The organism is Streptomyces sp. NPDC087263, from assembly GCF_044744645.1.
Classification (GTDB): Bacteria; Actinomycetota; Actinomycetes; order Streptomycetales; family Streptomycetaceae; genus Streptomyces.
This window is the reverse complement of the sequence record NZ_JBIUYT010000002.1, coordinates 568542-590797: the sequence shown is the minus strand read 5'-3', so window position 1 is coordinate 590797 and position 22256 is coordinate 568542. Positions and strand designations below refer to the sequence as shown.

At 69.1% G+C, this 22256-nt stretch carries 21 protein-coding genes; 10 read left to right on the top strand and 11 right to left on the bottom strand.

The genetic code is table 11. The annotated features are described in order from the left end of the window. The first annotated feature begins 162 nt into the window (after nucleotides 1–162). The 4 genes from ACIPC1_RS07885 to ACIPC1_RS07870 all read left to right on the top strand — a co-directional run bounded on the left by ACIPC1_RS07885 (nucleotide 163) and on the right by ACIPC1_RS07870 (nucleotide 4951). Complete coding sequence (locus tag ACIPC1_RS07885) at nucleotides 163–1443, top strand: extracellular solute-binding protein (protein WP_402514294.1); 1281 nt, start codon at nucleotides 163–165, stop codon at nucleotides 1441–1443. Nucleotides 1444–1586: 143 nt separating this feature from the next. Next, complete coding sequence (locus tag ACIPC1_RS07880) at nucleotides 1587–2576, top strand: carbohydrate ABC transporter permease (RefSeq protein ID WP_402514292.1); 990 nt, start codon at nucleotides 1587–1589, stop codon at nucleotides 2574–2576. Next, entirely contained in the window at nucleotides 2573–3442 is an 870-nt protein-coding gene (locus tag ACIPC1_RS07875; protein WP_384382625.1) for a carbohydrate ABC transporter permease, read from the top strand. Before ACIPC1_RS07880 ends, ACIPC1_RS07875 begins: the two co-directional genes overlap by 4 nt. A gap of 9 nt (nucleotides 3443–3451) precedes the next feature. Beyond that, the gene (locus tag ACIPC1_RS07870; protein WP_402514288.1) at nucleotides 3452–4951 is read left to right on the top strand and encodes a glycoside hydrolase family 3 protein; all 1500 of its coding nucleotides are present in this window, start codon (nucleotides 3452–3454) and stop codon (nucleotides 4949–4951) included. Between the two features lie 197 nt (nucleotides 4952–5148). On the opposite strand, the gene nagB is transcribed toward ACIPC1_RS07870, so the two are convergent. Next, nucleotides 5149–5934, bottom strand: a complete 786-nt coding sequence (gene nagB, locus ACIPC1_RS07865; RefSeq protein WP_402514287.1) for a glucosamine-6-phosphate deaminase — start codon at nucleotides 5932–5934, stop codon at nucleotides 5149–5151. A 164-nt stretch (nucleotides 5935–6098) separates the two neighbouring features. Beyond that, nucleotides 6099–6851, bottom strand: coding sequence for an SDR family oxidoreductase (locus tag ACIPC1_RS07860; protein WP_384382622.1), 753 nt, complete (start codon nucleotides 6849–6851; stop codon nucleotides 6099–6101). 98 nt (nucleotides 6852–6949) lie between these two features. Here ACIPC1_RS07860 and ACIPC1_RS07855 point away from each other — a divergent pair, with 98 nt between their 5' ends. Together ACIPC1_RS07855 and ACIPC1_RS07850 are read left to right on the top strand one after the other, a co-directional pair. Beyond that, nucleotides 6950–7645, top strand: coding sequence for a TetR/AcrR family transcriptional regulator (locus tag ACIPC1_RS07855; protein ID WP_402514285.1), 696 nt, complete (start codon nucleotides 6950–6952; stop codon nucleotides 7643–7645). A 398-nt stretch (nucleotides 7646–8043) separates the two neighbouring features. Then, nucleotides 8044–9510, top strand: a complete 1467-nt coding sequence (locus ACIPC1_RS07850; protein WP_384382695.1) for a sensor histidine kinase — start codon at nucleotides 8044–8046, stop codon at nucleotides 9508–9510. Between the two features lie 228 nt (nucleotides 9511–9738). Here ACIPC1_RS07850 and ACIPC1_RS07845 read toward each other — a convergent pair whose 3' ends face one another. Then, nucleotides 9739–9996, bottom strand: coding sequence for a WhiB family transcriptional regulator (locus ACIPC1_RS07845; RefSeq protein ID WP_016639615.1), 258 nt, complete (start codon nucleotides 9994–9996; stop codon nucleotides 9739–9741). A gap of 318 nt (nucleotides 9997–10314) precedes the next feature. Next, entirely contained in the window at nucleotides 10315–11283 is a 969-nt protein-coding gene (locus ACIPC1_RS07840; RefSeq protein ID WP_384382620.1) for a diacylglycerol/lipid kinase family protein, read from the bottom strand. Nucleotides 11284–11480: 197 nt separating this feature from the next. Here ACIPC1_RS07840 and ACIPC1_RS07835 point away from each other — a divergent pair, with 197 nt between their 5' ends. After that, nucleotides 11481–11927 carry a hypothetical protein gene (locus tag ACIPC1_RS07835; protein ID WP_402514282.1) on the top strand — a complete coding sequence of 149 codons (447 nt, stop codon included), beginning with the start codon at nucleotides 11481–11483 and terminating at the stop codon, nucleotides 11925–11927. A gap of 32 nt (nucleotides 11928–11959) precedes the next feature. Here the strand turns inward: ACIPC1_RS07835 and ACIPC1_RS07830 are convergent, their stop codons facing one another. From ACIPC1_RS07830 to ACIPC1_RS07820, 3 genes are all read right to left on the bottom strand, one after another. Further along, a complete protein-coding gene (locus tag ACIPC1_RS07830) occupies nucleotides 11960–13123 on the bottom strand; it encodes an RNA polymerase sigma factor SigF (RefSeq protein WP_402514279.1) in 1164 nt (387 codons plus the stop codon). Further along, a complete protein-coding gene (locus tag ACIPC1_RS07825; RefSeq protein ID WP_266454474.1) occupies nucleotides 13120–13533 on the bottom strand; it encodes an anti-sigma regulatory factor in 414 nt (137 codons plus the stop codon). The genes ACIPC1_RS07830 and ACIPC1_RS07825 overlap by 4 nt, the downstream gene beginning before the upstream one ends. Nucleotides 13534–13843: 310 nt before the next feature. Then, nucleotides 13844–14104, bottom strand: coding sequence for a UBP-type zinc finger domain-containing protein (locus ACIPC1_RS07820; protein ID WP_402514277.1), 261 nt, complete (start codon nucleotides 14102–14104; stop codon nucleotides 13844–13846). A 62-nt stretch (nucleotides 14105–14166) separates the two neighbouring features. Here ACIPC1_RS07820 and ACIPC1_RS07815 point away from each other — a divergent pair, with 62 nt between their 5' ends. Continuing rightward, complete coding sequence (locus tag ACIPC1_RS07815; protein ID WP_402514275.1) at nucleotides 14167–15747, top strand: Na+/H+ antiporter; 1581 nt, start codon at nucleotides 14167–14169, stop codon at nucleotides 15745–15747. 28 nt (nucleotides 15748–15775) lie between these two features. Here ACIPC1_RS07815 and ACIPC1_RS07810 read toward each other — a convergent pair whose 3' ends face one another. From ACIPC1_RS07810 to ACIPC1_RS07800, 3 genes are all read right to left on the bottom strand, one after another. Then, nucleotides 15776–16792 (bottom strand): 1-aminocyclopropane-1-carboxylate deaminase/D-cysteine desulfhydrase, encoded by a 1017-nt coding sequence (locus tag ACIPC1_RS07810; RefSeq protein WP_402514273.1) that lies wholly within the window; start codon nucleotides 16790–16792, stop codon nucleotides 15776–15778. A gap of 487 nt (nucleotides 16793–17279) precedes the next feature. Continuing rightward, nucleotides 17280–17870 carry an N-acetylmuramoyl-L-alanine amidase gene (locus tag ACIPC1_RS07805; protein WP_402514270.1) on the bottom strand — a complete coding sequence of 197 codons (591 nt, stop codon included), beginning with the start codon at nucleotides 17868–17870 and terminating at the stop codon, nucleotides 17280–17282. A gap of 185 nt (nucleotides 17871–18055) precedes the next feature. Continuing rightward, nucleotides 18056–18289, bottom strand: a complete 234-nt coding sequence (locus ACIPC1_RS07800; RefSeq protein WP_384382613.1) for a hypothetical protein — start codon at nucleotides 18287–18289, stop codon at nucleotides 18056–18058. Nucleotides 18290–18543: 254 nt separating this feature from the next. Between ACIPC1_RS07800 and ACIPC1_RS07795 the strand changes: the two genes are divergently transcribed. After that, nucleotides 18544–19950: a family 2B encapsulin nanocompartment shell protein gene (locus tag ACIPC1_RS07795; protein ID WP_402514268.1), complete on the top strand. Its 1407-nt coding sequence runs from the start codon at nucleotides 18544–18546 to the stop codon at nucleotides 19948–19950. Nucleotides 19951–20066: 116 nt separating this feature from the next. Further along, nucleotides 20067–21146, top strand: a complete 1080-nt coding sequence (locus ACIPC1_RS07790; RefSeq protein WP_402514265.1) for a family 2 encapsulin nanocompartment cargo protein polyprenyl transferase — start codon at nucleotides 20067–20069, stop codon at nucleotides 21144–21146. 425 nt (nucleotides 21147–21571) lie between these two features. On the opposite strand, the gene ACIPC1_RS07785 is transcribed toward ACIPC1_RS07790, so the two are convergent. Further along, nucleotides 21572–22171, bottom strand: a complete 600-nt coding sequence (locus ACIPC1_RS07785; RefSeq protein ID WP_402514262.1) for a TetR/AcrR family transcriptional regulator — start codon at nucleotides 22169–22171, stop codon at nucleotides 21572–21574. Nucleotides 22172–22256: the final 85 nt, after the last annotated feature.

Here is a 22256-nt window from a genome sequence, read left to right as displayed (position 1 = left end):
TCCGACTGGACGGGCTTACATACCCTTGACACCCGTTCTAGGTCTAGGCCAAGCTCCCCGTACTGGTCTACACCATTGGTCCAGGTCCCAGCCCCACGGGCAGTACTCGGCGTGTGTCACGCGGTGGGCAGGGGGGATTGTGGCATCTCCGAGGAGGATGGCGTGAAGCGCAAGCTGATAGCCGCGATCGGTATCGCGGGCATGATGGTTTCCATCGCTGCGTGTGGGGGCAGTGGCGACGAGGGGACGGACCAGGGCGCGGATGTCAAGGAGCTGACCGTCTGGCTCACCGTGGACGCGCAGAACAACTGGCCCGAGCTGGTCAAGGCCGCCGATGACGCCGTCAAGGCGGAGCACCCCGGTATCAAGATCAACCACGAGTACTACGGCTGGCCCGACAAGAACGCCAAGCTCGACGCCGTCCTCGCCACCGACAAGGTGCCCGACGTGGTCGAGATGGGCAACACCGAGATGCTCAGCTACATGGTCAAGGGTGCCTTCGCGCCCCTCGACACGTCGAAGTTCGACAACTCGGACCAGTGGCTGGACGGCCTCAAGGCGTCGGTCACGTATGAGGACAAGACCTACGGCGTTCCGTACTACGCCGGTGGCCGTGTCGGCAACTGGCGTACGGACGTGGCCGAGGCTGCCGGCATCAAGACCACCCCGAAGACGTACGAGGAGCTCACCTCCGACCTGGACAAGATCCAGGCGAAGGAGGGTGACAAGTTCAGCGCCTGGTACCAGCCCACCCGCGACTGGTACGCCGCGATGTCCTTCGTGTACGACGCCGGCGGTTCCATCGCCGTCGAAGAGGGCGGCCAGTGGAAGGCCAACTTCTCCTCGCCCGAGTCCCTGAAGGGCCTCGACGAGTTCAAGACGGTCATCGACAAGTACATGCACGGCGACAAGACCAAGGACGAGTCCGACCGCTACATCGTGTACGGCCAGGGCAACGCCGGGATGATCTTCGGTAACGCCTGGGAGGGCGCGACCGCCGAGGCCCCGGAGAACGACAAGACCGGCAAGCTCAAGGGCAACCTCGCGAGCTTCGTGGTTCCCGGCCCGTCGGGCAAGAACCTCCCCGTCTTCCTCGGTGGTTCCGACCTCGCGGTTCCGGTGAAGTCCGACGCGCAGACCGTCGCCGCCGAGTGGATCAACGCCCTCACGGGTGCCAAGGGGCAGAAGGGTCTGATCGCGAAGGGCAACCTGCCCAACAACAAGACCGACCTCGCGACGCTGAAGGACGACCCGGCGACCGTGGTCCCGGCCACCGCTGCCGAGAGCAACTGGTTCGTTCCGATGGCGCCGGGCTGGGGTCAGGTCGAGAAGGCCCAGATCCTGCAGACGATGCTGCAGAGCATCGGCACGGGCAAGAAGTCGGTCAAGGACGCTGCGAAGGAAGCGGACGCCGCGATCGACAAGGTCATCAACACCAAGTGACCTGAGGCAGGGCCCCGTTGCCGACGGGGCCCTGCCTTTCCGCATGACCTGGTCAGGGGGCGGGACTTGATTCCCGTACGACCTGGTCGAGGGGCGGGGGCTTGTTTCCCGTACGACCTGAGGGACCGCTGAGGAGCGCGCGGATGAGTGCCGCTGATACGACCACTGCCAAAGTGCCGCCCACGCGGCAGGCGCCACCACCACCATCGACCACCGGGGACGGGCCACGCAGAAAGCGGACCACCGGCAGCGCGGCTGTCCCCTGGGGACTGCTCGCACCCTGTCTGCTGATCCTCGCGTTTGTTCTCGGCTATCCCCTTGTCCGTCTGGTCACCCTCTCCTTCCAGGAGTTCGGGCAGTCCCAGCTCTGGGGCTTCCAGCCGGCCAAGTCGGTCGGCTTCGACAACTTCAGCAAGGTGCTCGGGGACAGCGAGTTCTGGGCGGTGGTCGTCCGCACGATCATTTTCGCGGCTGGCTGCGTCATCTTCACGATGGTCATCGGCATGATGATCGCGCTGCTCCTCCAGCGGGTCTCGGTCTGGGTGAAGACGCTCATCAACATCGCGCTCGTGGCCAGCTGGGGCATGCCGATCATCGTGGCGACCACAGTCTTCAAGTGGCTCTTCGACTCCGACTACGGCATCTTCAACGCGGTACTCAGCAGGCTGCCGGGCGTCGACATGATCGGCCACAACTGGTTCGCGAGCGGACCGCAGGGCCTGGCCGTGATCATGCTGCTCGTGGTCTGGGGCGCGGTGCCGTTCGTCGTCATCACGCTCAGCGCGGGACTGACGCAGGTGCCGAAGGAGATGGAGGAAGCAGCCCGCCTCGACGGCGCCGGCGCGTGGGGGGTCTTCCGCTACGTCACGCTCCCCATCCTCAAGCCCATCATCGTGATGCTCACGACGCTCTCCGTCATCTGGGACATGGGTGTCTTCCCGCAGGTCTTCGTGATGCGCAACGGCCACCCCGAGGCCGAGTTCCAACTGCTCACCACGTACTCGTACGACCGCGCGTTCGTGGTCAACGACTACGCGCAGGGATCGGCGATCGCCCTGCTCACCGTGCTGCTGTTGCTGGGCGTGGTCGCCGTGTACATGCGTCAGATGCTCAAGATCGGAGAAGTGGAATGAGCGTGATCACCACTTCGGTGCGCGCGGCCTCGGGGAAGCGCCCCGGACGCCGGAAGACCAAGCTCGGCTGGAACCTGCTCGGTCTGTTCGTCTTCGTCACCGCGGGTTTCCCGGTCTACTGGATGCTCAACACGGCGTTCAAGCCGGCCAAGGACGCCATCGATCCGGACCCGAGCCTGCTCCCCACGGCGCTGACGTTCGACAACTTCAGCCGGGCGCTGGACATCGCGGACTTCTGGGGCCCGGTGGGCCGCAGCCTGATCGTGTCCCTGACGGTCGTCGTGATCGGGATCTTCGTCGGCATGCTCGCGGCGCTGGCCATCTCCCGCTTCGCCTTCCGCGGCCGCAAGGCCGTGATCGTCGGCATCCTGGCGGTCCAGATGGTGCCGCTGGTTGCCATGATCATCCCGGTGTTCCTGCTGCTCAACGACCTGGGTCAGTACGACAAGCTCACGGGCCTGATCCTCACCTACCTGACCTTCATCCTCCCCTTCACTGTGTGGACGCTGCGCGGCTTCATCGTCAACATCCCGAAGGAACTGGAGGAGGCGGCGATGGTCGACGGCTGCTCGCGCAGCGGCGCCTTCATGCGCGTGGTCTTCCCGCTCCTGGCCCCCGGCATGGTCGCGACATCGGTCTACGGCTTCATCCAGGCGTGGAACGAATACCTCTACGCCCTGATGCTGATGAGCCAGCAGAACCAGACCGCCACCGTGTGGCTGGGGAACTTCACCACCAAGCACGGCACCGAGTACGCCCCGATGATGGCCGGTTCCACGATGATGGCCGTGCCGATCGTCGTCCTCTTCCTCCTCGTCCAGCGCAAGATGGCCGCGGGTCTCACCGCGGGCGCTGTGAAGGGATAACGCCAACCGATGACGACACTCGCCAGCAGTACGGACACACTCACGCGCGACGCGCTGACTGTCCTCCAGCCCGGCTTCACCGGCACCACGGCCCCCGACTGGCTGCTCCGCCACCTGGGAGAGGGCCTGGCCTCGGTCGGCCTGTTCAGCCGCAACATCGCCACGCCCGACCAAGTCGCCGCCCTGACCGCCCAGTTGCGCGCCGAACGCGACGACGTGCTCGTCGCGATCGACGAGGAGAGCGGCGACGTCACCCGCCTGGAGGTCCACACCGGCTCCTCCTTCCCCGGCAACCACGCCCTGGGCGCGGTCGACGACGTCTCGCTGACCCACGACGTCGCCTTCGAACTCGGCCGCCGCCTGGCCGCGTGCGGGGTGAACCTCAACTGGGCTCCGTCCGCGGACGTGAACTCGAACCCGGGCAACCCCGTGATCGGCGTACGTTCCTTCGGCGCCGACACCGACCTGGTGGCCCGGCACACGGCCGCCTACGTCACCGGCCTCCAGGCGGCGGGCGTCGCCGCCTGCACCAAGCACTTCCCGGGGCACGGCGACACGGCGATCGACTCGCACCACGCGCTGCCGCGCATCGACGCCGACCTGTCGGTGCTCGACGCCCGCGAACTCGCCCCGTTCCGGGCCGCGATCGCCGCCGGCACCCGCGCGGTGATGAGCGCGCACATCCTGGTCCCGGCGCTCGATCCCGACCGGCCGGCCACGCTCTCCCCGCGTATCCTCCAGGGCCTGCTCCGCGAGGAACTCGGCTACGACGGCCTCATCGTCACCGACGGCATGGAGATGCAGGCCATCGCCGCCACCTACGGGATCCAACGCGGCAGTGTCCTCGCCATCGCCGCGGGCGCCGACGCGATCTGCGTGGGCGGCGGGCTGTCGGACGACGACACCGTACGTCTCCTCCGCGACGCCCTCGTCTCGGCGGTGCGCACCGGCGAACTCCCCGAGGAACGCCTCGCGGACGCGGCGGCGCGGGTACGGGCGCTCGCCCGGTGGACGGCCTCCGCGGCTGCTGCCGGATCGAGGACGGCCGCCGGCCCGGACGGGCTTGCCGAGGTCGGACTCGTCGCCGCCCGCCGTGCGCTCACCGTGACACGCACCGAGGCGTACGCCCCGGTCACCGACGCGCCGTACATCGTCGCCCTCACCCCCGTCGCGAACATCGCCGTCGGCGACGAGACCCCCTGGGGGGTGACGGCGGAACTCAGCCGTCTGCTGCCGGGCACGGAGACCGGCAGCTTCGTCGGCGAGGACGCCGGTCCGGTGGCGCTCTCCGCCGCCGGCACCCGTCGCATCGTCGCCGTCGTCCGTGACGAACACCGCCACCCCTGGATGGCGACGGCTCTCGACACCCTCCTCGCCGCCCGCCCCGACACCATCGTGGTCGAGATGGGCGTACCTCAGGCCCCGCCGAGGGGCGCCCTCCACATCGCCACGCACGGCGCCGCGAACGTGTGCGGCCGGGCGGCGGCGGAGGTCATCGCGGGGCAGTAGCAGCCCCGCGGTTCTCCCTGTACGAAGGTGCCTGGCCGCCCACGGGGGGCGGCCAGGCACCTTCGCGCATCTCTGCTTCCTGGCGGCTGCGACCGGCATCGGCGTCCGTGCGGCTGCGGTCGTGTGTCCGCGGTCGGTATTCCGGGCCCGCGCTGCTGCGGCCGTGTTCCGCGTCCGTGCGGTTGCGGCCTGATCCCTTAAATACCCTGCCAGTCCGGCTTGTTGACGAAGGTGTGCCGGAAGTAGTCGGCGAGCTTCAGCTTGGATGCCGCCGCCTCGTCCACCACAACCGTGGCATGCGGGTGGAGCTGGAGTGCCGAGGCCGGGCACACCGCGGCGATCGGCCCCTCCACGGTCGCCGCGACCGCGTCGGCCTTGCCCTCGCCCGTCGCGAGCAGCACCAGGTGCCGCGCCTCCAGAATCGTGCCGATGCCCTGCGTGATGACGTGGTGCGGCACCTGCTCGATGTCACCCTCGAAGAACCGCGCGTTGTCGACCCGGGTCTGCTCGGTCAGCGTCTTGATCCGGGTCCGCGAGGCGAGCGAGGAGCACGGCTCGTTGAACCCGATGTGCCCGTCGGTACCGATCCCGAGCAGCTGGAGGTCGACTCCGCCCGCCGAGGCCAGTGCCGCGTCGTACGCCTCGCACGCGGCCCGCACGTCCTCGGCGGTACCGTCCGGCCCCAGGAACGCGTCCAGGCCGAGCCCGAGCGGCTCGAGCACCTCCCGCCGCAACACCGACCGGTACGACTCGGGGTGGTCGGCCGGCAGCCCCACGTACTCGTCGAGCTGCGCTATCCGGGCCCGCGAGGCGTCCACGGCGCCGGAGCTCACCTTCGCCGCCAGCGCTTGGTAGATGGGCAGCGGAGTCGAGCCGGTGGCCACGCCGAGCAGAGCGTCGGGCTTGTGCCGGAGCAGCTCCGACATGGCCTCGGCGATCAGCTCGCCGCCCGCCTTGGCGTCCGGGACGATGACAACTTCCACGCTGGGCCTGCCGATCTGGAGAGGGGACTCGACTGGAATCCAAAGGGGGACTCATGTGGTATAGACCAATCTAGCAGAGCCTCACCGTCTCATCGTGTCGAACGCCCCCCGTTCCCGCACCCCACCACCCCACCGTCGGGCCGGCGGAACCCCGGTGGCCGGCCCTACGTCAGGGAACCCCCGGTCGCGTCCACCCAGCTGCCTGTCACCCAACGCCCCGCGTCCGAGGCCAGGAACGCCACCACATCCGCCACGTCCGCCGGTGTCCCCACCCTGCCCAGCGCCGAATAGGCCGCGGCCTGGGCCCATGACTCGTCACTCGCGTGCAGGAACTCGGCGTTGACGTCGGTGTCGATGATGCCCGGCGCCACCGAGTTCACGGTGATACCGCGGGGGCCGAGGACCTTGGACAGATCGCGGGTGAAGACGTCCAGGGCGCCCTTCGTCATCGCGTACGCCATCTTGTCCGGCATCGCCGCGGTCCGCGCGAGCCCCGAGGAGATGTTGACGACCCGCCCGCCGTCCCGGAGCCTGCCGAGGCCGTGCCTGACGATGAAGTGGGGCGCTTTCACGTTCACCGCGAACACCTTGTCGTACTCCACCTCGTCTATCTCGCCGAGCGCACTCGACGTACCGATCCCCGCGTTGTTCACCAGGATGTCCAGACCGTCCGCGTGCCGGTCGAAGGCCTCCCAGAGGGCCTCCGCGTCGCCCGGTCGGCCCAGCTCGACCCCGATCGCGAAGGCCGATCCGCCCGCCGCCTCGATCGTGGTGACCGTCTGCTTCGCCGCCGTCTCATTGCTGCCGTAGTGCACGGCCACCCGCGCGCCGTCCCTCCCCAGCCGCTCGGCGATGCCCCGCCCGATGCCCCTGCTGCCGCCCGTGACGAGTGCCGTCCTGCCTGCAAGTACGCCCATGTCGACGCCCCCCTTCGCATTTCGCTAGTGGTCGTTACAGAAAAAACCGTACAACAGCCCACCGACATTTCTCTAGCACCCGCTATAAAATCCACTCCATGGTGAGCAGACAGCAGACCGGGCTGAATGACCCGACGGACGGCGGCGTGGAGGCCGAGGCGCCGGGTGCGGCGCCGGTCAAGGCGCCCGTCAAGCCGCGTGGCCGTCCCCGTTCCTTCGACCGCGAGACCGCGCTGGAGAAGGCGATCCTCGCCTTCTGGGAGCACGGGTACGAGGCGACCTCCGTCGCCGATCTGACGCGCGTCATGGGCATCGGCGCCCCGAGTCTGTACGCCGCGTTCGGTGACAAGCGGTCGCTCTTCGACGAGGTCGTCCGCGCGTACGGCACGAAGTACGGCTCGTTCGGGGAGCGCGCCCTCGCCGAGGAGCCCACGGCCCGAGCCGCAGTGGAACGGATGCTGCGCGAGGCCGCCGCCGAGTACACCGATCCGGGTCACCCGCACGGCTGCCTGGTCGTCCACGCGGCCACCAACTGCACCTCGCCGGAGGTCGAGGAATCCCTGCGCGAGCGGCGCAACGCCAACATCGCTCTCTTCGAGAGTCGTATAAAGGCGGGGATCGCCGCAGGTGAGCTGCCTTCGAGTACCGACGCCGCGGCCCTTGCCCGGCACACCGGCGCGATGATCCAGGGAATGTCCCAGCAGGCCCGCGACGGAGCCACCAAGGAGGAGCTGGAAGCCCTGGCCGAACTGGCGATGGCGATCTGGCCCCGCTCAGGAACCCCGGCGGGCTAGTCTGCTTGGTGGATGCTGCGAATGTTGGATAAAGAGACAACAACAAACATCCGCGCGCGCATGGACACAGGCACCATGGACGCAGGAGCATGGTCTAGTCCACAATGAATGGGCACGACATCAAGAGCTTCAACTGAACAAGCCTCCGTCTTCCCCGCACAGGAAGGCGGACCGAGGAACCGGCGCTCTCTGCCCTGACTGCTCCGGCTCCTCTCTTCGGCCGATCGGGACCGCACACCCCGTGGCCGTTGTTGCTCCGGGCTGCGGTGCCGGGCGGGCTGAGGGTCCCTCCCAGGCGCCGCGGCCCGCGGGTGTCTCCGGGCCCCGCCGAGGCCTCGTGACCCGGCTGATTTCGGGTCCTGTCGTAAGCGCCGGGTACGCTCGCACGTGTGCCCTCCATGAACGACCTCGTACGCCAGCACACCGCTCTCGGTGACTCCGACCTCGAGTGGCTGCATCTGCTGGTCTCGGAGTGGCAGCTGCTCTCCGACCTCTCCTTCGCCGACCTCGTCCTGTGGGTCCCCACGCGCGACGGCACCCGCTATGTCTCCGTGGCTCAGATGCGGCCCAACACCGGCCCCACCTCCTACCAGGACGACATGGTCGGCCACCTCGTCCCGCGCGGCCGCCGCCCCATGCTCGACATCGCGCTCGACGAGGGCCGGATCGTGCGCGAGGGCGACCCGGAGTGGCGGGAAGAGGTTCCCGTACGGGTCGAGTCCATTCCTGTACGGCGGGAGGGGCGCGTTCTTGGCGTCATCGCCCGCAACACCAACCTCCTCACCGTGCGCACCCCGAGCCGACTGGAACTGACGTACCTCCAGAGCGCCTCCGATCTCGCCCAGATGATCGCCGCGGGCTCCTTCCCGTTCCCGAACCAGCAGGTCGACATGGATGCCTCGCCGCGGGTCGGTGACGGGCTGATCAGGCTCGACGCGGACGGCATCGTCCAGTACGCGTCCCCGAACGCGCTGTCCGCGTACCACCGCCTGGGCCTGGCCTCCGACCTGGTGGGCCACAACCTCGGTGTGACGAGCGCCGAACTCGCCCCGTCCCGCGGCCCGGTGGACGAGGCGCTGGCCAAGGTCGCCAGTGGCTGGGCGCCCCGCGAGTTCGAGATCGAGAGCGGGGAGGGGGTGATCCAGCTGCGTGCGATCCCGCTCAAACCCAAGGGGACGCGCGTCGGTTCGCTGGTGCTGCTGCGTGATGTCACCGAACTGCGGCGCCGCGAGCGCGAGTTGATCACCAAGGACGCGACCATCCGGGAGATCCATCACCGGGTGAAGAACAACCTCCAGACGGTGGCGGCACTTCTGCGGCTGCAGGCCAGGCGGATCGAGTCGGACCGGGGCCGGGAGGCGCTGGAGGAGGCCGTACGCCGGGTCGGATCGATCGCGATCGTGCACGAGACGCTGTCCCAGAACCTGGACGAACGGGTGGAGTTCGACGAGATCGCCGACCGGGTGCTCGCCATGGTCGCCGAGATCTCGCCCGGCAAGGTCACCTGTCGGCGCACCGGCCGTTTCGGGATACTGGACGCCGAGGTCGCGACCCCGCTCTCCATGGTCCTCACCGAAATCCTGCAGAACGCCCTGGAGCACGGCTTCCGCGAGGGTGACCGCGGCACGGTCGAGGTCTCGGCGGTCCGTGGCGGCAGCAGCAAGGACGCCCGGCTGCTGGTCACCGTGCAGGACGACGGGGTCGGTCTCCCCGAGGGCTTCGACCCGCACCGCTCGGGAAACCTGGGCCTGCAGATCGTACGGACGCTGGTGGAGGGTGAGTTGGGCGGAACCTTCGACATGGTGGCGGCCCCGGAGCGAGGTACGCAGGTGATCCTCGACATCCCGGTGGTGGCGCACAAATAGCGGGCGGCGACGGTACAACTGACCGACACCTGCACGCAATCCACGCAGACGCGCCAAGGCCGGCGGCGGCAACGGGGCATGACAGTGGCCCCGGACCAATTGGTCCGGGGCCACTGTCAACGCTTACGCTGCTATGCGCATTGGGGGTACTGCGCGCTGCGGCTCGGGGGCGGGAGATGCGTACTCGCTGTACGCGCCGCCAAGCTCAGGCTCGTGCGGGGTGGTGCGTCAGGCGGAGGCCTGACGGGCTCGGTTGCGGGCGGCGCGGCGCTTCATCGCGCGACGCTCGTCCTCGCTGAGGCCACCCCAGACGCCGGAGTCCTGGCCGGACTCAAGCGCCCACTGCAGGCACTGCTCCATGACGGGGCAGCGGCGGCAGACGGCCTTGGCTTCCTCGATCTGCAGCAGCGCAGGACCGGTGTTGCCGATGGGGAAGAAGAGCTCGGGGTCTTCCTCGCGGCAAACGGCGTTGTGACGCCAGTCCATGGCTGCTACCTCTCCTTGGTATTACATGCACGTTGCTTGTGAATGTGAACGCTTTCACGAATCCCTCAACAAGTGAAGGGCCGACTGTCAGATGACCTGACGTGGTCCTGGTTTTTGAGGAGGGGTTCTGGCTCTACGTGGGGCCGATGTTGCGGGCCGTCCCGATCGCCACGTAGAGACTCGCAAACCTCAGCGGCGGATACAACCCCTTCTGGAAAGTTTTTTTTGATTCCTCGGTGTCGACTAGGTCACAGCCGTACTTCCATGGGGTGGACCCTGGCCTAAACGTTCGAGTGAAAGGACTTTGGGCCCTTCCGCTCACACAATCACACGCAGTGCACGGCGTACGCCTGTGAACGTCACGCTCGTACGCAGTCCGAGGTGGTCGCCGTCCATCTGGAGGGGGAGCGGCACCTTCGAATGCAAGGTGAAGTCGGTCAGATCATGCAGGGACACCGCATGCCTGCCATGGGGACCGCGTTCGGGGGACGAAGTGAGCAACTGGGTGGCATACCGGGCAACCGCGGCGGTCGACATGCGGCTGAGGCCGAGTACGTCCAGTCCGGTATCGAACGAGGCCTTAGGTGAGGCGTACACCGGACGATTGCCGAGAAACGTCCACGGCGCGGTGTTGCAGATTATGGACAGGATCAGATCGGTGACCGGGTCCTGGCCGGGGCGCTCCAGGGTGATCGTTCCGTGCCTGCGGTGAGGTTCGTCCAAAAACTGCCGTAGTACTTGGCGCAAATACAGTGCATGCGTGGAGCGCTTGCCGCGTTCGCGCTGTTGCTCGACCCGGCCGATCACGCCCGCGTCGAAGCCGAGGCCCGCGCAGAAGGTGAACCAGCGGGACGGCACCGACTCGTCCTCGGTGCCAGGGGTGCCGGCGGCGAGGCCCAGGCCGATCGTGCGCTCCCGTTCCTCGCGCAGTGCGTCGAGCAGGGCGCCGGTCGCCTCCACCGGCTCGTTGGGCAGGCCGAGGGCGCGGGCGAAGACATTGGTGGAACCGCCGGGGACCACCGCGAGGCGGGGCAGTCGGTCGGGGTCGGGGCCGTGGTGCAGCAGGCCGTTCACGACTTCGTTGACCGTTCCGTCGCCGCCGAGGGCGACGACCAGGTCTATGTCCTCGCTGTCCGCGGCCTGCCGACCGAGGTCTCTGGCGTGCCCGCGGTACTCGGTGGTGACCGCTTCCAGCTTCATCTCGCTCGCGAGTGCGTGAATCAAGACGTCACGCGTGCGCGCACTTGTGGTGGTTGCTGCCGGATTGACCACGAGAAGTGCACGCATGCGATGCAGCGTACCCAGTCGGCGGTACTCGGCCCACGCCGAGTAGGGATCAAGTAAGAGTCCGGGCCGTGAGCCGGGCCACGCCGGCAGGTGGGCCGAAGGGGCGGGCGACCGGCCTGACGTCCCCGGCGAGGGTCCCGTGCGAGGTGGCCCCCCGGGGCCCTGGGCCGGCCGAGGCTGCGGGCTACTCTTCAGGAGTGAGCCGTGAGCAGAATCCCACCCCCGAAGCCCCCACCGCCGAGCCCCGCCCCGGTCGGCTGACCGCCGCGGCGGCGCTGACCTCGCTGGAGGGGCTCGCCTTGGCCGTGGGGGGTGTCTACCTGCTCGTACTGGGCCTCATGGGTGACCCGGACGACCGGCAGCAGGCCGTCACCGGGGGCCTGACGCTGATGGTGCTCGCCCTGCTCCCGCTGCTGGCCACGCGCGGACTGCTGGGGCGCCGCAGCTGGAGCCGGGGCCCCGCGGTGGTCACCCAGATCATGGCGCTGCCCGTCGCCTACAACCTGCTCCAGGCCGACAGTGTGGCGATCCCCGCGGGCATCGCCCTGGCCGTCGTCGCGGTCGTGGCCCTGGTGCTGCTGGTGAACCCGGCGACGACCCGGGCGCTGGGAATCCAAGGCCCGGGCGGCGTCCCAGAGAAGTAACGGACCCCTCAGGACCCCGCCGCGGCAGGGTCCTACTCCTCGACGAGCAGCTTCTCGCGGAGCTGGGCCAGGGTCCGGGCCAGCAGCCGGGAGACGTGCATCTGGGAGATGCCCACTTCCTGGGCGATCTGGGACTGCGTCATGTTGCCGAAGAAGCGCAGCAGCAGGATCCGCTTCTCGCGGGGCGGCAGGTCTTCGAGGAGCGGCTTGAGGGACTCGCGGTACTCGACGCCCTCCAGAGCCTCGTCCTCGGAGCCCAGGGTGTCCGCGACGGCCGGGGACTCGTCGTCGGTGTCGGGAACGTCCAGGGACAGCGTGGAGTACGCGTTGGCGGACTCCAGGCCCTCCAGGACCTCCTCCTCCGAGATGGCGAGCTTCTCGGCCAGTTCGTGGACCGTGGGGGAGCGGCCGTGCTGCTGCGACAGCTCGGCCGTGGCCGTGGTGAGCGCCAGCCGCAGCTCCTGCAGACGGCGCGGAACGCGCACCGCCCAGCCCTTGTCACGGAAGTGCCGCTTGATCTCACCGACCACCGTCGGTGTCGCATACGTGGAGAACTCGACGCCGCGCTCCGGGTCGAAGCGGTCCACCGACTTGATCAGGCCGATGGTGGCGACCTGTGTGAGGTCGTCCAGCGGCTCACCGCGGTTGCGGAAGCGGCGCGCGAGGTGCTCGACGAGCGGCAGGTGCATGCGGACCAGCTGGTTGCGCAGCTCCGCGTACTCGGCGCTGCCGTCCGTCAGCTTGCGCAGCTCGATGAACATCGTCCGTGCCCCGCTGCGGTCCCGGGGGTCGTGCCGGATGTGCTGGGCACTGGGCCCGTGCTGCGCGCCCTGCACGCTCTGCGCCTCCGGCTTGTCGTGCCGCTCGTGCTCGCTCATAGTCCCGCCCGTCACCATTCCCCGAGCTCTCGGCTCCGCCCGAGCAGGGGAGATGCCCAGCTGTCCTTCTGCGGACGTGCTCGGCGCGGCACCCTCCGGATCCCGTCGCCCGTCGCCCCGGCCGGAGAGCTTCTCCCGTTCGTCCTCGTCGACCGGCGCGGTCCCCGCGGACACCGCGCCGTCCTCCGGGTGCGGCCGGGCCTGCTCGGGGAAGCCGTCGACGCCGTCCGCCGTGCGCCGCGGCCCGCCCACCAGCTCGGCGGGAAGCTCCCGTGTGCCGCGCTCTTCCTCCCGCACCGGCCCGTCCCCGTTCCTCACGCCGGCCCGGGTCCCGCGCCGCGCTGTTTGTAGAGGCTGATCGTCACGGTCTTGTCCTCGGCGACGGTGGATTCGACCTTGCCCGCGAGGGCGGAGAGGACGGTCCAGGCGAAGGTGTCCCGCGCGGGGGCGTGACCGTCCGTGGTCGGGGCCGAGACCGTGACCTCCAGTGAGTCGTCGATGAGCCGGAAGACACAGCTGAGCACCGAACCGGGGACGGCCTGTTGCAACAGGATCGCGCAGGCCTCGTCCACCGCGATGCGCAGGTCCTCGATCTCGTCGAGGGTGAAGTCCAAACGGGCCGCGAGTCCGGCCGTGGCCGTACGCAGCACCGACAGGTAGGCGCCCGCGGCGGGCAGCCGGACTTCCACGAAGTCCTTGGTCGCGGGCTCGCCTGCGATCTGGGACACCCTCACCTCCATGGTGGTACAAGCTCTTTCAGGGGCCGAGGGTCGCCCCCCGGGGTAACGCGCTAGGTGGTTCAGCGGTGACGCTACCGCGCTCCCAAGTTTCCTGTCCCGGGGGCCCCGCCCCTTGCTGTCACTCATAGTAAGCATATGAGTACGGACAGTGGCTAGGGGTCTGCGGCCCCAATTAGGAAGAGAACGCGCCGGGTTGACGTACCCAGGCGTCAGACGGTCGAACCGTCCGGGTCGCGGGTCACACGCGCAGGTGATCCGCGACCCCTGTCAGTATGCCGTCGACGCGGCGGTCGTCGGGTCATACGAGTACGTGGTCGACGAAGCACCAACGCCAGTTCTCACCGGGCTCGAAGGTGCGCATGATCGGGTGCCCGGTGTCCTTGAAGTGCTCCGTCGCATGCCGCAACGGAGAGGAGTCGCAACAGCCCAGGTGCCCGCACGAGAGACACAGGCGAAGCTGCACGAAGTGCGTGCCGGCGGCAAGGCACTCCAGGCAGGTCTCGCTCAGGGGCTCGGGCTCGGGGTGCGGCAGCGCGTCGGCGTGCGTGCACTGTTTCATGATTGCCAGGTTACGTCGGGTGTGCGGAAAGTCGCGCGAAAACAGAGGGAGGGCGGAAGACGATGCACATTTTGCCACTGCTGTTGCTGGTCGCGGGAAGCGCGGCATGTGCGGCGGCCGCACGCCGCACATCGGTGCCGGCACCGCTGCTGCTTGTCACCGTGGGCCTGATGATCTCGTACGTCCCCGGGATGCCCGACTACGAACTCGACCCCGACGTCGTCCTCCCGCTGCTGCTGCCCCCGCTGCTGTATACGGCGGCCACCGACAGCTCGTACCTCGATCTGCGGGCGCAACTGCGACCCGTCGCTCTGTTGTCGGTCGGCTACGTCCTCTTCGCGACCCTGGTCGTCGGCTGGTTCGCCTATCTGCTCGTGCCGAGCCTGCCGCTGACCGCGGCACTGGTCCTGGGGGCGGTGGTGGCGCCGCCGGACGCGGTCGCGGCCACGGCGGTGGCGCGCCGGGTGGGGCTGCCCTCACGGATCACCACGATCCTGCAGGGCGAGTCCCTGGTGAACGACGCGACCGCGATCACCGCCTACAAGGTGGCGCTCGCCGCGGCGGTCGGCGAGGGTGCGACCTGGGCGGGCGGCATCGGCGAGTTCCTGCTCGCGGCGGTCGGCGGCGTCGCGGTCGGACTGCTCTTGATGGTGCCGCTCCACTGGCTGCGCACGCACCTCAGGGAGGCACTTCTCCAGAACACCCTCTCCTTGTTGATCCCTTTCGTCGCGTACGGGGTCGCCGAGCAGGTGCACGCCTCCGGGGTGCTCGCCGTGGTCGTCGTCGCGCTCTATCTCGGACACCGCTCCTGGGAGGTCGATTTCGCGACCCGACTCCAGGAGGAGGCGGTGTGGAAGATGGTCGCCTTCGTCCTGGAGTCGGCGGTCTTCGCGCTGATCGGGCTGCAACTGCCGGTCGTCCTCAGGGACCTTGGGGACTACCAGGGCGTCGACGCCGCCTGGTACGCGGTGGCCCTCTTCCTCGTCGTGGTCGCCACCCGGTTCGTGTGGGTGTATCCCGCGACCTTCCTGCCGCGCATTTTCTCGGCACGCATCCGGAAACGGGAGGAGAACCCCACCTGGAAGGGGCCCTTCGTCATCGGCTGGGCCGGGATGCGGGGTGTGGTCTCCCTCGCCATCGCCTTCTCGATCCCGAGTGAGCCCTTTCCGGACCGCAATCTCATCCTCTTCCTGACCTTCACGACGGTGATCGGGACCCTGGTCGTGCAGGGGCTGACCCTGCCCCCGCTGATCCGCCTGCTGAAGCTGCCAGGGCGCGACACGCAGACCGAGACGCTCGCCGAGGCCAACGCCCAGGCGCAGGCGTCCCGGGTCGCCGAACAGCGCCTGGAGGAGCTCCTCGAGGACGAACGCAACGCTTTGCCCCCACCGCTCGCCGACCGCCTCCGCGCGGTCCTGGAGCGCCGCCGCAACGCCGTCTGGGAGCGCCTCGGCGCGGTGAACCCGCTGACCGGCGAAACCGCCGACGACACCTACCGCCGACTGTCCCGCGAGATGATCGGCGCCGAGCGCGAGGTCTTCGTACGGCTGCGCGACCTCCGCTACATCGACGACGAGATGCTGCGCACGCTGCTGCGCAGGCTGGACCTGGAGGAGGCGGCGGCGTTCCGGGAGACGACGTGAGCGGTCACTTCGGCTTGCGACACCCGCTTTAGGAGAGCGGTGCTCCCGTGATCACGGCTGCCACCGTCGTCCCGCGCGGGAACGCGCCCTCGTCGGCCAGAGCGACAAGTCCGTACAGCGTCTTGGCGACATAGAGACGTTCGACGGGCAGGCCGTGGCGTTGCTCGAAGTCCTCGGCGAAGGTGTCGAGTTCGGGGGTGGTACGGGCGTAGCCGCCGAAGTGGAAGCGTTCGTCGAGGGACCAGTCACCGCGGCGGGAGCCGAAGGCGGTGACCTGGAGGGCCTCTATCTCGGCGCTCAGGAAGTCGCCCTTGAGGACGGGTATGCCCAGGGCACGCTGGTCAGGGGCGAGCCCGGCGGCCAGACCCGCCAGCGTGCCGCCGGTGCCGCAGGGCAGGGCGACGACGTCGGCGTGACCGCGCAGCTCCTCGCCGAGCGCCTGGCAGCCACGTACGGCAAGGGAGTTGCTGCCGCCCTCGGGCACGACGTACGCGTCCTCGGCGCCCAGCGCGCTCAGGATCCCGGCGAGTGTCTGTGGCTCGGACTTGTGGCGGTACGTCGATCTGTCGACGAAGTGCAGTCGCATGCCGTCGGCCGAACATCGGGCAAGTGAGGGGTTGAGGGGGCGCCCGGAGAGCTCCTGGCCGCGGACCACGCCGATGGTGGGGAACCCGAGCAGGCGGCCGGCTGCCGCCGTGGCCCGCAGGTGGTTCGAGTACGCCCCGCCAAAAGTGACCACCATGCGGCCTGCCGCCGCCTCCAGGTTCAGAGCCAGCTTGCGCCACTTGTTGCCGACCAACTCCGGGTGGATCAGGTCGTCCCGCTTGACCACCAGCCGGACGCCGTGGCGGTCGAAGCGCTCATCCAGGACGTCCTGCGACGGTGAAGGGAGGTGGGGGCGAAGGACGTCTAGGTCGACCGTCGGCGCCTTGGGGGCCTCGGGGGCCTCGGGAGCGTCGGGGGTGGTGGGGCGTCGGGAGGCGGTGTTGGGGAGGTTGGCGGCGGTGGGGATGTCCGGGCGCGTCACCCCGCCATTGTCGGACATGCGTCAGGGCTGGGCTCTCCGATGGCCTTTGGAGGGGCCAGGGCCGGCCCCTTGGAGGGCGGCTGCGGGCGGTGTGCGGGCCGGGGGTTTGGAGGGGCTGGCGGTGGGCGGCCGGGGGCTTGGAAGGGCTGGGCGGTGTGCGGCCGGGTGTTCGGAGGGGCTGGCGGTGGGCGGGCCGGATGTTCGGAGGGTTGGGTGGTGTGTGAGCCGGGTCTCCGGAAGGGCGGTGGTGTGAGCCTGGTTTTCGGGCGGCCGGTGGTGTGTGAGCCGGGTCCTGGAGGGGTGGATGGTGTGTGAGCCGGGCTTTCGGGCGGTGGGTGGTGCGTCAGCCGGGTCTTCGGGGGACGGGTGGTGTGTGACCGGGGCATGGGCATACGGACGGCGGGTGGTGCGCGGCAGGGTGGGTGGCAGCCGTACCGGGCCTGCGCGGACGACGGGCTCCGGGGGCCCGGTGCCCTGCCCCCAGGTGCCCGGCCCGGCGCTACGGTCACTTCAGCCGGTCGCGCACGCGGTTCCTCATGGAGTCCATCGTGAAGCCGCGCGGGTCGATCTTGCCCGGTTGCCATTCCAGGTGGCCGATCACCGAGCGCTCCGTCCAGCCGTGGTGGCGGCAGATCGCGGCGGCGACCTTCTCGATCGTGGCCAGCTGGGCTTCGGGCCAGGGGTCCTCGCCGTTGCCGAGGTTCTCGCACTCGAAGCCGTAGAAGTGGCGGTTGCCGTCGGTGTTCGCCTCGTTGTCCGGCGGGAGTCGCTTCTCCGCGATCACGGCGCGAAGTACCTCGTCGTCACCCAGGCCCGCGTGGTTGACCCGGCCGTAGCCGACGAGGTGGACGACGCCGTCCTTGGTGATGACGCCGTGGCACAGCGGCCCGGGCAGCTCCGCGTAGCCGTCGCGGCAGAGCTCGACGGTGCGCTCGCTGCCCGAGGTCACCGTGTGATGGATCATCACGCCATACACCGGACCCCACGGGCCCTTGTGATTGCGATGGTGACGCTCCCAGTCGCCGACCTCGACGACGGTGACTCCCGCCGCCCTGAGCCGGTCCAGGAAACCGCTCGCGGACATGGGTGGGGCCATGACCGCCCTCCTTCGCGCTGAACGCCGACCACCTGTCGCGGCCGTCTCCTACCACTGCTTTGTACTCGGAACGCGGTGGCCGGGCCCAGTCGCTCGCACAGCGTGCGAGCCGATCCGGTCAGTGAAGTGCGGTGACGTGCGGTGACGTCCGGCGGTGAGCTGTGGCGCGAAGCGAAGCCCGGGGATCAGGCGTGCAGGAAGCTGTCTCCGTGGGTCGCGATGTGGTTCTCCACCGCTTGCAGGGCCTGCTGCGTCGCCTGCGGGGAGCCGCTGCCGCGCCGCTCCGCCAGGTACGCGGCGCCCAGCTTCTTCAACAGGTCGCCGCCGGCGCGCTGCGCCTGCACGTCGTCGATCTTCTGCTTGCCCTGCGTGAGCCCTCGCTGTGCCTGTTCTTTGGCGCGGTCCAGAAAGCCTGCCATGCCGATTCCCGTCCTCGTACGTCGAAGCACCAGCCGAAGCGTCGATCGAAGCATCGGTCACAGCGTCAAACGTTTGACCAGATCTTGAAGTTCCCAACCGCAACAACCGCGCGCTGTTCGACGGCCTGACGAAAACCGGCCACCCTGCCCACTCCGCAGTGATCCATTCCCCCTCATTCGTGTAATAGCACCGGCACGCTCCGTGATGGAAGGGTTGTCCTCGCAGATCAGTGCACAACGGGAGGGCAATTTTCATGTCGGTAGGCGAAGAGGTCCGCGCGGGTCAGGGCAAGCCGCAGCAGAGTCTCGGCACATCCGCCGCGCGGAACCTGGCCACCACCACCAAGTCCGCACCCCAGATGCAGGAGATCAGCTCACGCTGGCTGCTGCGGATGCTTCCTTGGGTGAACGTGCAGGGTGGCACGTACCGCGTGAACCGGCGGCTCAGCTACTCCGTGGGCGACGGCCGCGTGACATTCGTGAAGACCGGTGACCGCGTCCAGGTCATCCCGGCGGAGCTCGGCGAACTGCCCGTGCTGCGGTCGTACGAGGATCAGGAGGTGCTCGGCGAGCTCGCTCAGCGCTGCCAGCAAAGGGAGTTCGCACCGGGGGAGGTGCTCGTCTCGTTCGGCAGCCCGTCCGACGAGGTGTTCCTGCTCGCGCACGGCAAGGTGGAGAAGACCGGCACAGGTCCCTACGGGGACGACGCGGTCCTCGGAGTCCTCGCCGACGGCGCCTACTTCGGGGAGCAGGCGCTCATCGACCCGGACGCCATCTGGGAGTACACGGCCCGCGCGGTCACCGCGTGCACTGTGCTCACGCTGCCCCGCAACGACCTCGAACAGGTCGCGGAGCGATCCGAGTCCCTGCGCGACCACCTCCAGTCGTTGCGCGCGATTCCGGAACAGCGCGCCAACAAGTACGGAGAGAGGGAGATCGACCTCGCGGCCGGCCACACCGGGGAACCGGACATCCCCGGCACCTTCGTGGACTACGACGCGGCGCCGCGCGAGTACGAACTGAGCATCGCCCAGACCGTGCTGCGCCTCCACACGCGCGTGGCCGATCTCTACAACCAGCCGATGAACCAGACGGAACAGCAACTGCGGCTCACCGTGGAGGCGTTGAAGGAGCGCCAGGAGGACGAGCTCATCAACAACCGGGAGTTCGGGCTGCTCAACAACTGCGAGTACGACCAGCGGTTCCAGCCGCACGACGGCGTACCCGGCCCCGACGACCTCGACGAACTGCTCAGCCGCAGGCGGGGCACCAAGCTCCTCCTCGCCCACCCGCGCGCGATCTCCGCGATCGGCCGCGAGCTCAACAAGCGCGGACTCGTGCCGGAGACCATCGAGATGGCCGGCAACCGTATCCCGACCTGGCGCGGGGTGCCGATCTTCCCGTGCAACAAGATCCCGGTCAGCGACGCCCGTACGACCTCGATCATCGCCCTGCGTACCGGCGAGGCCGAACAGGGCGTCATCGGACTCCAGCAGGCCGGTATCCCGGACGAGATCGAGCCGAGCCTGTCGGTGCGCTTCATGGGCATCAACGAACAGGCGGTCATCTCCTACCTGGTGACGGCGTACTACTCGGCCGCGGTGCTGGTGCCCGACGCTCTGGGAATCCTGGAGAACGTCGAGATCGGCCGCTGGCGTTGACGACCCCCACGCCGGGTGTGGTGACCCCGCCCGGCCGGCCGGGTAGACCCGGTAGACCGACGGCGCAGCAGAGTCCGGCCGAGAGTCTCGACAGGCGGAGCCCCATCGGGAGGCCCATGGAGGAGCAGGTGCGGCCAAGTCGGCGGGGGTCACCCCGCTCGGGCGAGGTCGAGAGTGGGGGAGGGCAGGAAGCGGCGGCGATCCTGGAGCGTGCCCGGGCGTCCGTCGACCCCGAGTTGCGCAGGGCCATCGATTCGCTGCCCGGCTCGATACGCCGGATCGCGCTCTACCACTTCGGCTGGGAGCACGCGGACGGCACGCCCGCGGCGGGTAACGCGGGCAAGGCGATCAGGCCCGCGCTCGTGCTCACCGCGGTCCGGGCGCTCGGCGGACGGCACGCGAGTGCCGTACGGGCGGCCGCCGCGGTGGAGCTGATCCACAACTTCACGCTGCTGCACGACGACGTGATGGACCGGGACACCACCCGCAGGCACCGGCCCACCGCCTGGACCGTGTTCGGCGACGCCGACGCGATCCTCGCGGGGGACGCCTTGCAGGCGCTGGCCCAGCGGCTGCTCGCCGAGGACCCGCATCCGGCGTCCGCGGCGGCCGCCGCCCGGCTCGCGTCCTGTGTCGTCGAGCTGTGCGAGGGGCAGCACGCGGACACCGCCATGGAGAGGCGCGGCCCCGACGAGGTCACCCTCGACGAGTGCCTCGCCATGGCGGAGGCCAAGACGGGCGCGTTGCTCGGCTGTGCCTGTGCGCTGGGGGCGCTGTACGCGGGGGCGGGGGATGAGGACGTCGAGGCGCTGGACGCGTTCGGCCGGGAGGCCGGGCTCGCCTTTCAGCTGATCGACGATGTGATCGGGATCTGGGGGGATCCGAGCCGCACCGGTAAAGCCGCCGGGGCGGACCTCATCGCCCGTAAGAAGTCGCTGCCCGTGGTGGCCGCGCTCGCCTCCGGTACGCCGGCGGCGGCCGAGCTTGCCTCGTTGTACCGGGTTCCTTATGAGGAGGGGGAGTTGGAGCGGACGGTGCTGGCGGTCGAGCGTGCGGGGGGTCGGGACTGGGCGCAGGTACAGGCGGCCGACCGGATGTCCCGGGCGATGCATGAGCTGGCCCGGGCGGTGCCCGATCCCGAGGCGGCGGGTGGGCTGCTCGCGCTGGCGGAGTTCGTGACGCGGCGCAGTAACTGACGCCGTCGACGGGGCGGTTGGAGGTGCCGGTGCCGCCGGTGTCTTCCGGGTCCCATAGTCACCGGAGTTCCCTGTTCCGTGCGGCACCTGACCTCCGTACGGTTCCGGGCTCCGGGTGGGTCCCGCACATCCCCACGGTGTGCGGGGCCTGTTTTTTTCGCCCCCTCCGCCCCTGCCCGTCCCTTGTCCCTGAGGGCTGCCGCCCCCAGATCCCCGCTTTCGGCCTGGACGGCCTCGTCCTCAAACGCCGGACGGGCTGGAAATCTCTCGGCGGAGGCTGAAGGGTGCTGCCCGCATGGGTGGGTGGCGGTCGGGATGGTGTGGACTTGTTCTCGGACTGCGGACTGCGGACTGCGGACTGCGGGTGGCGGGTGGCGGGTGGCGGACGGCAGACGGCGGGTGGCGGATGGTGGATGGTGGACGGGTTAGAGATCTCCTGCCTCCGGCACGATCGTCGTCACGATCCGTTCCACCAGGCCGTCCGGGACGGTGACATCGGGTAGTACGCCGTCCAGGACGCCGGGGAGTGTCAGGTGTTCCAGGAGTAGCCCGAGCATGGCGAGATAGAGGACGGTCACGGTTTCGTCGCCGCCTGGGAGGCCGGCGTTGCGGTGGAACTGCATGCCCTCTTCGAGGTCGCCGCGGATGGACTTGGTGTACGAGGCGCGCAGGGCGGGGCGCCGGGTGGCCTCCAGGCGCATTTCGAAGAGGGCGAGATAACCGGTGCGGTCGCGGGTGGCGCGGGCCAGCAGGTCGCGCATGAAGCCCAGGACCAGTGAACGGTCCTTCGGCGCCTTCAGCAGGTCGGCGAGCATGGACGGGTCGGGGGCCAGGCGCCGGTGGAGATGGGCGTCGACCTGGCTCAGCAGGTCGTCGCGGTCGGTGAAGTAGTTCGACGAGGTGCCCACGGGCACGCCGGCCCCCGCGTCCACCGCGCGGAACGTCAGTCCGCGCGCGCCCTCGCGGGCCAGCACCTCGACAGCCGCGTCGACGAGAGCCGCCCTGCGCTCCGGGTTCCTTGCCATCGGTGCTTTCTCCGGACATCTCTGAAGATCTCTTGGGTGCCGCTGAACGAATCACTGAACCACTGGCAACCACTACAGGTTGAGT

Bases quoted from the DNA above. Each gene is read 5' to 3' on its own strand.
- ACIPC1_RS07880 (WP_402514292.1), top strand. From the start codon at position 1,587: ATGAGTGCCGCTGATACGACCACTGCCAAAGTGCCGCCCACGCGGCAG.
- ACIPC1_RS07875 (WP_384382625.1), top strand. From the start codon at position 2,573: ATGAGCGTGATCACCACTTCGGTGCGCGCGGCCTCGGGGAAGCGCCCC.
- ACIPC1_RS07870 (WP_402514288.1), top strand. From the start codon at position 3,452: ATGACGACACTCGCCAGCAGTACGGACACACTCACGCGCGACGCGCTG.
- ACIPC1_RS07860 (WP_384382622.1), bottom strand. From the start codon at position 6,851: ATGGGCGTACTTGCAGGCAGGACGGCACTCGTCACGGGCGGCAGCAGG.
- ACIPC1_RS07855 (WP_402514285.1), top strand. From the start codon at position 6,950: ATGGTGAGCAGACAGCAGACCGGGCTGAATGACCCGACGGACGGCGGC.
- ACIPC1_RS07850 (WP_384382695.1), top strand. From the start codon at position 8,044: ATGAACGACCTCGTACGCCAGCACACCGCTCTCGGTGACTCCGACCTC.
- ACIPC1_RS07845 (WP_016639615.1), bottom strand. From the start codon at position 9,996: ATGGACTGGCGTCACAACGCCGTTTGCCGCGAGGAAGACCCCGAGCTC.
- ACIPC1_RS07840 (WP_384382620.1), bottom strand. From the start codon at position 11,283: ATGCGTGCACTTCTCGTGGTCAATCCGGCAGCAACCACCACAAGTGCG.
- ACIPC1_RS07820 (WP_402514277.1), bottom strand. From the start codon at position 14,104: ATGAAACAGTGCACGCACGCCGACGCGCTGCCGCACCCCGAGCCCGAG.
- ACIPC1_RS07815 (WP_402514275.1), top strand. From the start codon at position 14,167: ATGCACATTTTGCCACTGCTGTTGCTGGTCGCGGGAAGCGCGGCATGT.
- ACIPC1_RS07810 (WP_402514273.1), bottom strand. From the start codon at position 16,792: ATGTCCGACAATGGCGGGGTGACGCGCCCGGACATCCCCACCGCCGCC.
- ACIPC1_RS07805 (WP_402514270.1), bottom strand. From the start codon at position 17,870: ATGGCCCCACCCATGTCCGCGAGCGGTTTCCTGGACCGGCTCAGGGCG.
- ACIPC1_RS07800 (WP_384382613.1), bottom strand. From the start codon at position 18,289: ATGGCAGGCTTTCTGGACCGCGCCAAAGAACAGGCACAGCGAGGGCTC.
- ACIPC1_RS07795 (WP_402514268.1), top strand. From the start codon at position 18,544: ATGTCGGTAGGCGAAGAGGTCCGCGCGGGTCAGGGCAAGCCGCAGCAG.
- ACIPC1_RS07790 (WP_402514265.1), top strand. From the start codon at position 20,067: ATGGAGGAGCAGGTGCGGCCAAGTCGGCGGGGGTCACCCCGCTCGGGC.
- ACIPC1_RS07785 (WP_402514262.1), bottom strand. From the start codon at position 22,171: ATGGCAAGGAACCCGGAGCGCAGGGCGGCTCTCGTCGACGCGGCTGTC.